Here is an 8,663-nt window from a genome sequence, read left to right as displayed (position 1 = left end):
GCTGGCAAGGGACACGTATTCGAAGCATGCAGTATTCCCTTGCTCCTGCGGTCGCGGCTGTGCCCGGTGTACGTAGCAGACCACTTTCGCTGATCTTTGCGTTAGCTTTGCCCTGGGACTGTCTGAATAACGGTGGATCCGGTCCTTGGACAGTGGAAACCTCGTAGACAAGACCGCGAGGCACACTCGGTGGCAGTATTTTGGATCTGGGTCTCCTCACCGCAGCGGCCTGAATGTGGGCCGACCTCACCACAGTGTGAACGGCAGCCCGGCGTGCTCGGCCACGTGAATTCTCTCCTCGATAGTGTCGCGGTCTTCGTGTTGTTCAAGGCTGGTTCGGATGGCGTCGGCGATGGCGCGGGTGCGCCCGGCCGGTCCGCGGACGTCGGCCAGTGGGCTGGAAATGTTGCGGCGGCGTAGGTCGTATTCGCTGCGGTTGGTGCGGTTCGTTCCCAGACGTAGGTGGGTGGGGTTGGTGCAGCCGGCGAAATCGCACTGATGGCACAGCACCGCATCATCGGTGTTGGACCACCCCAACCGCGGAATGACGCCGTATTCGAGCTGGTAGGCGAACAAATGCGCCGGCACGGTCCCGCGGCGGGACGGCCCGGGCAGACTCGCGGCGCGGAACGATCCGTGCCCGGTCGAGGACACCCTGGCAATCCAGGGCCAGCACCGATCGTGTTGGCGTCGATAGCGTTTGGACTCGAACCGGGCGACAACAGCAGGATTGTCGAGCCAGGACCGCCACAGACGTTCAGGGATCCGGACCGGTTGCGGCTGCCCGATCAGCGTCATCTGGAACGCCGGCGGCGCGGGAATGGCGTCCGGCATGCCGGGAAGGGGCAGCGGAACATCGCTGACGAACGACATCACCGACCTCCTGAAATCTCGATTCAAGCTGTTACCGCAATTGACGGTAGGCGCGGGGTCCGACAGGAACCAGGGGCTGTGGCCTGGAAGTTTTCACTCGGGTGGGTTGTCGATGCGGGCGGCGAGGTACTCAGCGTTGTCGCGGCCGGCGAGAGCGGACCAGCGGGTCGCCGCAGCCACCGACACTCCGAGCAGATCAGCAAGGACCGGTGCAGGGAGATCAGCTGCCAGCGCGCACAGCGCCGCACCGCGGGCCGGCTTCGTGAAGATTCCGGCCGTCTTGTTGAGGTTGGTGGAGAGCCTGCTTCCCGAAAAGTGTGTTCCAGGCCGGTATCCGGGGAAGAGCCACACCGGGGCATCCGGCGGTTGCTGCCGCGGTTGTTGCTCGTTTTCTTCGAGGAGTTCGGCCACCAGGGAGGCCAACGGCGGCGGAATCAGCACCGGCACCGTATGCAATATCAGGTGCATGCCAGTGTCGTCGGTGACGACGTCATCTGCGGTGAGTTCGACGATGTGGGTAGGGATTTGGGCGTACAAAAGCAGCAGGGCACCGGCGACCCGAAGCGTGAGGTCCAGATTGGGGTCGCGCAGGCATCGTCGCAGCAAGGCCCAGCGTTGGTCGTCGCCGAGGATGTGTTGCGGCAACCCTTCGCGTCCGAGGCTCGGTACGTGGAGGTCGGCGGTGAGGTGGTGAGAGTTCGCCCAGAGGAGGAAGTCGCGCAGTCGCCACCGGGTGGTCGTCCCGTCGTCGAGCCAGCGATCGACGTCGGCTTGGCGCGCGCCGGCCAGGTCGCGGTCGTGGTCGGTGAGCCAGGTCAAAAACTGTGCCGCGGCGGTAATGCGGGCGCGGGCGTAACGCGAGACGCTTCCCGCCGCCGGTGGGTGTGCTCCGCCTCCCTGGGCACGGTGCCGGGCTCGGTGCAGCACGGACCAGGCTGCGTAGGGGCGCAGCAGCAGAGCGATGTCGCGGGGCAGACCGTCGAGCAGTTCGTCGATCCAGGCATCTACGGCGTCGAGGTCGTGGCTGCGGTCGTCGAGAACACCGGTGTAAACGAGGACAGTACGCAGGTGGCGCACGTGGGTGCCTTGTTTGAGCCGGTCGAGGCTGGCATGAGTGATCGGATCACCCGACTCGACCAGCGAGCGCAGAAGGGTGACCCACTGCGCGCGGTTGAGCAGCTGGTGAGAGCGTTCCCTCGGGGTTTCGTCGAGCAGAAATGTGGCAACACTGGCGAGTTGAGGATGAACGCGTCCGCCGGGGCCGGTGAGGAGATCCCGGACGCGGGATTCGACGCTGCAGGACAGGCAGAAGGTGTTCTCGATCAACAGGCCCACGATTCCACAATGGCGGCAACGCCAGTTCCGGCAGTCTCCGGAACAAGGTCCGCAGATCCGGTTGCCGTGGGTGTCGATCCCGACGAGCGGCCGACTCTGACCGCACCCGGCGCAGGGTGCGGGGGTGCGTCGCAGGTGCCGGTAGCAGGACCCGCAGATGGCACCGATCGGCAGCGTCGTCTGAATTTTCACTGTCCGTGAGCATTGGACGCACCGGCGTTTCTGCTGGCGGCGGGCCCGGCAGGTCGAGCAGATCGGTTTTCCGGATGTTTTTCGCCCGCAGGGTTTGTCGGCGCCGCAGACGCTGCAGGTTCGGGTCGGCGGCACCCAGCAGCGGTAACAGATCCACGCGTCCATCGTCTCGGTGACGCGTCGGGCATACTCGGTTTCTTGCCCGCATTCGCAGCACTGATGAACACGTCCGCGGTGGTAACAGCGTGAACAGAGCGGCCCGTGTTCGGTGAGAGCGTGTGCGGGTGTGTTCTCTCGTCCGCATGAGCTGCAGGTGTGCAGTTTTCGGGGACCGCAGTTCTGGCACACAGGGTTTCCGTCGACGCGGTAGTAGATGCGCGCAGCCTTGCCGCATATGTGGCAGGTGTGTATTCGGTTCGGATCGCGTGCTGCGCAGCGGCTGCAGATGGTGCCGCCGGGTTCGCGGACTGTGGGTATGCCGAGTTCGCCGCACCGTACGCAGGTCGTCAGCCGCGTCTTGTTGTAGCAGCTTCGGCAGATGCCGGCGCCGTCGTCGCGGTACGGCAACGTCCGCACTTTTCCGCAGCGATGACAGTGGACTCGCCGCACACTCGGGTGCTCGGCGGCGAGCAGATCGAGAAGTGTCCGCAAGACGGCCGGCCCGGCCGGATCGCCGGCGGTGAGGGCGCCCGGGTGCTCGCTCAGATAGGTGAGCAGCCGCCGGGCGTTCGCCGGTAACAGTCCCAGAGCCGCGATCTGGGTGTGGAGGCGATCGGGGTCGGATCCGGGGATCCGCTCGGTCAGGAGTGCGACGATCTCCGCGCAGGTGTCTTCCGCGTTTGGGGGCGGGCGGCTGGTCACAGACCTTCGGGACGACGGATGGTGGTGCGCCGCACCACCGGCTGCGGGCGGGGTGCGTGGGTGTCGCCGGATGTTTTGGGGACTTGATGGTCGGCGGCGGTGATGTCGATCAGATCGGCGACGCCGACGTCGAGGATGTCGCACAGGGCGGCGAGGGTGTCCAGGCTCAGGCGCTGTGGGGTGGTGGTGACGAGGCGGAAGACTTGTTCGCGGGAGAGGTGGATTCCGCGTTCGGCCAGAAGCGGGACGAGGTCGGTGGTGGCGAACATGTTCCGGGTGGCCATGAGTTGGCGCAGGTTCCACCGGTAGGTCATCTTCTTGTTCACGGCTGCTCCCACAGGTCGGGGTGCCGGCTGAGGGCACGGAGGAGGAGTCGGTTGCGGTACTCGTCGGAAACTCCGGTGTAGATGGCGGTCGTGGCGGCGTAGGTGTGCCCGACCTGGGTGGAGACGAACTTTTCCGGGTAGTCGAACTCGACCAGATGGGTGATGTAGGAGTGCCGCAGACAATGCAAATCCAACGTCGGATCGAGGCCGGCGGCGTCGCGGGCGGTGACGAACGCTTCGTTGATCCGGCGCAGCGAGATCCGTCCGGCGCGTTCGGTCACCCACACCGCGGGATGCGCGCCGACACCGAACGCGGGCCGGATCTCGCCGCACCACTGTTCGAGGACGGGAACGATCCAGTCCATTTCCGGGACGGTGAGCACGGTCCGGCGTTTCGGGGCGCTCCCGCGGGACGATTTCCCCCAACGCACGAACAGAGCGCCGCAGCGCCCGAAGGCGGGCGCTTTCGGATTGTGCCGCAGGTCCGCGAGGTCGAGTCCCCAGGCTTCGCGGCGGCGGAGCCCATAGGCGTAGATCGTTTTCAGGAGCGCGGCGTCGCGCATCGCGGCCAACGATCCTTTGCGGCGGTGGGCGCGGATGTCGTCGACGCGGCCGTCGGCGGCGTCGAAGAGGGCTTGGATTTCGTCGTAGGTCAACGGTCGCCGGCGGGGGTCGCCTTCGTAGTCGGCGACGTGGACGATGCTGTTCCATTCGTGCAGCACCTGTGAGGGGGCGACGCCGAACCGGTCGAGACATTCGGTAGTCCAGCCGTAGCGGGGATCGGTCAGATATTGCAGGAACATCCGCAGAGTGGTCTCGTAGAGGCGTGCGGTGGTAACGACGATCGGCTGCGGCCTGCTCCGGCAGTGGCCGATGAATGCTTCGATGTCCGCGCACGTCCACTGCCACGGGTATTCGTTGGCGAATTCCATGACTCGGCGGACCAGGATCAGGCGGGAGTCGATGGTGGCTGCTTTGAGGAATCGGGTTCGTTGTTGCAGCGCCCATCCGGCGAGCATCGCCTCGAACACCGCGGTGTGCGGGTCGAGGTGGGTGACCCCGCCGGCGAGGACGAGGTGCGCGGCACCGGGAAGATCGACCGTATCGACCATGTTGTAAACGATGCAACATTGCTGCACTGTTAGCAACAGCTAACCGATTTCCTACTCATTCGAGCGGAAACGTTGCGGCGCCGTCCCCAGATGGGCAGTCATACGGAAACAGCGCACGGCACCGAAAAACCGACACATTGGTAGACACAATCATGACGAACGTCGAGGGGCCCTGAGGGGGCGGGTGCCCTAGCCGGTGAGGATGCGGTAACGCGGTGAAACGAGATGGTAACGGATTAAATCGGTATTTGTAATACTGATTTGCGATCTTGGTGTGAGCTCCGCAAGCGACGAAGCTCGCGGCAGCCTGGTAGGTCACCGAATCACTTCCCCCACAATGGAGTCAGCCATGACCATCAACTTCACGATGTCCACCGAACAACGGAAGCTTCAGCATGAAGTACGCGAGTTCTCGGAAAACGTGCTCGCTCCTGTGATCACAGCGGCCGATGCAGAGGTTGACCCCCTCATTGGTTTTCAGATGACGAAACCCGCTTATATCGAGGCCTATCGCGCAGGAATTTCTATGTGCATGCTACCGAAAGCGTATGGCGGCGGCGGGGTCTCATGCGTCGACCTGGTTATTGCCGCCGAAGAGATTTGCGTCGTGGACCCCGGGTTCGCCTGCACGGTTCTCTGTAACGGCCTTGGCCTGATGCCAATTGCCTGGTACGGCAACGACGAGCAGAAGGAAAGGTTCCTGACCGCAGCAACTTCCGATCCTACCGGCGAATACCTCGGCGGCTGGACTGCGAGCGAGCCACCCGGAAACCCCTCCGGCACAGCCAACTTCGATATCGATCTACCACGGCCAGCCGGAGTCGGGCTCACCGCAGTTCTCGACGGCGACGACTACGTAGTGAACGGACGAAAATACTGGCCCTCCTCCGCGGGATGGGACGAGCAAGGAACCAACGCAGGGACGCTGATCGTGCGCACCGACTCGGAGAAGGGAGGTACGCAGGGGTTGTCGGCGTTGATCCTCGAACGAGGAACTCCCGGCGTCACCTACCGCCACCTGGACAAGATCGGCCACCGACTTGCCTCGAACGCGGAAATCGTCTTCGACAACGCCCGAATCCCCGCTGCCAACCTCCTCCCCGGTGCAGCCGGCAACGGCGACCTGGTCATCAACCGCAACTTCGCCTGGTCAGGACCCGTCGCGGCCATCGCCGCCGTCGGCATGGCACGCGCGGCGTACGAAATGGCGCTCACCTGGGCGAAGACGAACACTGGCGGCGGTTTGAAGCCCATCATCGGCTTCCAGAACGTCGGGTACGTACTCGGTGACGTGGCATCCAAGATCGAGATGGCGCGGTACTTCTCCTGGCGAGCTGCCGATTATTTGGACAAGCACGACCAGCACGCCGAACTGGTCGGAGCGATGAACAAGATCCAGGTCACCGAGCTCATGTTTGACTGCGTGTACAAATGCATGCAAATCGTAGGCGTCAACAGCCTCGAGACGCAGAACGGATTCGGCAAAATCCTGCGCGAGGCCGCCGTGCTCCCGATTTACGACGGCGGAAACATGGGCATGCAACGTCGCCGCGTCCACGGAATCCTCGCCGATCCAACATTCAACCCGCGGGCCATCATGGAAGACGAGTACGTCAGGTTCGGTAAAGAGCACGAAGGCATCGGAACACTCGCAGGCTGATTTTCTCGGGATCGCTTGTTCGGCCGGTAGAGGAACTGTCCTCTGCCGGCCGAGTCCCCTGAGGTTCGTCGAGTCCATGCTCAGCAAGCAATGCACTGACCCGCACCTGTAGAGTCCGGACCAGTAGCAACGGAGGCGAACAGGATGAAACACACGAGTCACGCCGACTACGCATTGCGGGTTCTACTGTACTTACGTGTCGCGCCTGGACAGCGCGGTTCGGTCAGCGAGATAGCTACAGCCCACAAGATCTCACGAAACCACCTCGACAAGGTCGTGCAAAAACTCGCCGGCGCCGGATTGGTCGAGACTGTGCGCGGTAGAGCGGGCGGGGTGAGTCTCGTCAAGGACCCATCGGACATCACCGTCGGCGAGATCATGAGAACGATGGAAACCGATTACGCCGTCGTCGAGTGCCTCGGCGCCGTTCGGTTCTGCCGCGTTGCCGGCGTCTGCGGCGCACGAGATGTCTTCAGTCGCGCCCTGGACGCATACTTCGAAGTCCTGGACCAGTCGACACTCGAGGAGATCGCAACAAACGATTACGGGCTGCGCGGCGCACTCGGCCTATCCGGACGCGCAACCACACACTAATCGACACCGACCCATCGACAATCCGATCTCACACAACCCTTCACCACACCGTACGTGAACATCGAAGCCGTACAGCGGCAACGCTGTTGACACGAAGGTCCTCCTATGCCCATCGACTTCGATCTGACCGACGAGCAAAAGCAACTCAAATACCACGCGCGAGATTTCGCAACCGGCGTTCTGCGCCCAGTCTCGGAACACGCCGACGCCATTACAGACCCCCAACACGCGTTCGCCACGATGAAACCGGTCTACCGCGCTGCCGCCGAAGCAGGTTTCACCACAATGTTTCTCCCCCGAGAATTCGGGGGCGGTGGAGCATCGAACATCGACTTCCTCATCGCAATCGAAGAACTGTGCGCGGTCGACCCAGGCTTTCCCACCATCGTGCTAGTGAACGGACTCGCGCTCATGCCCATCGTGTGGCTGGGCAGCGACAGTCAGAAGGAAAAATGGCTGCGCAGAGCCACATCGGACCCGGACGGCTCGTTTCTCGCAGGATGGGTTGTCAGCGAACGCGGAGGAACTGCTAACTTCGACCACCCAAGCCCATCCGCTGGAATACAGTTGCTGGCCGACCACCACCCGCGCCAAAGAAACTACGCACTGAACGGCGAAAAACACTGGCCCTGCAATGCGGGCGGTTGGGACTTGAACGGCGCCGATCTCAACGTCTGCGTGGCACGAACCGACCGAACTAAAGGCGGAGAGAGCGCCCTCAGCGTATTCGTCATCGAACGCGGCACCCAAGGCATCGAATACGAAGTCATCGACAAGATGGCCCATCGGACATGCCAAAACGTGACAATGACCTTCCGCGATGTACGTATCCCGGAAGAGAACATCTTGACTCAGGGTGACGGCGACCTGCTCATCCAACGCAACTTCACCTGGTCCTCCCCTATCGCCAGCATCGCCGCCGTCGCGGTGGCACGCAGCGCCTACGACTTCACCCTCAAATGGGCCAAAACCTACACCGGAGGTGGAACCTCACCGATCATCAACCATCAGGCCGTCGGAAATCTCCTCACCGAGGTTGCATCACGCATCGAGGCCGGCCGCTACTTCTGCTGGAAGACCGCCCATTACATGGATAAACATCCAGGCCAGGGACATGCGCTGGGTGGGATGAACAAAACCTTCTGTGGTGACCTCATGCAAAAAGTTGTCTACGACTGCATGCGTATCGTCGGCGTCAACGCCCTCGACCGCCGCTTTCCCTTGGAGAAGCTCTACCGCGAAGCAATGGTCTTTCCGCTCTACGACGCGGGAAACCTCGCCATGCAACGGCGCCGCGCGTGGGGCGTCATGGCCGATAGCTCGTTTTCCGCCGACACCTTCGTAGATGGGAATCCACTCGAATTCACGCGCTCGATGCAGGGTTACGGTTCCCGTATCGATCACAGCTGAAGCCAGGACCCCAGGAGCACTTCGAACTGTGCTTGTCGCGCACTTCGTGAATCGCGAACTCGGAACCGGTCAACGGCCGGCTGAGTTCGAGCATCAACGCGTACCGATGCGGGCGCACGACCCGCTGCCGTTCGTCGTGCATCAGCCAAAAGCCGGCAACGCGTAACTATTCGAAACATAGATCCGCGCAAGGTTTGAGAATCTCCTGCGGTAAGTTGGTATCGGTCGAATGCGTCCCCGGATGCAATTCCGCTCAGTTTCTGCCGTATCCGTCGTCGGCAATGGCTCCGATCCGGATCG

8 protein-coding genes are annotated in these 8,663 nt (G+C 62.8%); 4 read left to right on the top strand and 4 right to left on the bottom strand.

The window, feature by feature from the left end:
* Positions 1-246: 246 nt before the first annotated feature.
* Positions 247-873 carry an HNH endonuclease gene (locus RHODMAR_RS25285; RefSeq protein ID WP_008720508.1) on the bottom strand — a complete coding sequence of 209 codons (627 nt, stop codon included), beginning with the start codon at positions 871-873 and terminating at the stop codon, positions 247-249.
* A gap of 93 nt (positions 874-966) precedes the next feature.
* On the bottom strand, positions 967-2,208 hold the full coding sequence (locus RHODMAR_RS25280) for a hypothetical protein (RefSeq protein ID WP_042940323.1): 1,242 nt from the start codon (positions 2,206-2,208) through the stop codon (positions 967-969).
* A 507-nt stretch (positions 2,209-2,715) separates the two neighbouring features.
* On the opposite strand from RHODMAR_RS25280, the gene RHODMAR_RS25275 reads away from it, so the two are divergent.
* On the top strand, positions 2,716-3,138 hold the full coding sequence (locus RHODMAR_RS25275; RefSeq protein ID WP_157226213.1) for a hypothetical protein: 423 nt from the start codon (positions 2,716-2,718) through the stop codon (positions 3,136-3,138).
* Positions 3,139-3,257: 119 nt separating this feature from the next.
* Here the strand turns inward: RHODMAR_RS25275 and RHODMAR_RS25270 are convergent, their stop codons facing one another.
* Both RHODMAR_RS25270 and RHODMAR_RS25265 read right to left on the bottom strand, forming a co-directional pair.
* On the bottom strand, positions 3,258-3,587 hold the full coding sequence (locus RHODMAR_RS25270) for a helix-turn-helix domain-containing protein (RefSeq protein ID WP_008720505.1): 330 nt from the start codon (positions 3,585-3,587) through the stop codon (positions 3,258-3,260).
* Positions 3,584-4,699: a tyrosine-type recombinase/integrase gene (locus tag RHODMAR_RS25265; protein ID WP_042940320.1), complete on the bottom strand. Its 1,116-nt coding sequence runs from the start codon at positions 4,697-4,699 to the stop codon at positions 3,584-3,586. The genes RHODMAR_RS25270 and RHODMAR_RS25265 overlap by 4 nt, the downstream gene beginning before the upstream one ends.
* A 337-nt stretch (positions 4,700-5,036) precedes the next feature.
* On the opposite strand from RHODMAR_RS25265, the gene RHODMAR_RS25260 reads away from it, so the two are divergent.
* From RHODMAR_RS25260 to RHODMAR_RS25250, 3 genes are all read left to right on the top strand, one after another.
* The gene (locus RHODMAR_RS25260) at positions 5,037-6,359 is read left to right on the top strand and encodes an acyl-CoA dehydrogenase family protein (RefSeq protein WP_308071112.1); all 1,323 of its coding nucleotides are present in this window, start codon (positions 5,037-5,039) and stop codon (positions 6,357-6,359) included.
* Positions 6,360-6,503: 144 nt separating this feature from the next.
* Positions 6,504-6,953 (top strand): RrF2 family transcriptional regulator, encoded by a 450-nt coding sequence (locus RHODMAR_RS25255; protein ID WP_008720498.1) that lies wholly within the window; start codon positions 6,504-6,506, stop codon positions 6,951-6,953.
* Positions 6,954-7,058: 105 nt separating this feature from the next.
* The gene (locus tag RHODMAR_RS25250; RefSeq protein WP_008720496.1) at positions 7,059-8,363 is read left to right on the top strand and encodes an acyl-CoA dehydrogenase family protein; all 1,305 of its coding nucleotides are present in this window, start codon (positions 7,059-7,061) and stop codon (positions 8,361-8,363) included.
* Positions 8,364-8,663 lie beyond the last annotated feature (300 nt).

It is taken from the genome of Rhodococcus sp. AW25M09 (assembly GCF_000333955.1).
Taxonomy (GTDB): Bacteria; Actinomycetota; Actinomycetes; order Mycobacteriales; family Mycobacteriaceae; genus Rhodococcoides.
Note: the sequence above shows the minus strand (reverse complement) of the source record. Positions and strands in the feature narration are given on the sequence as shown.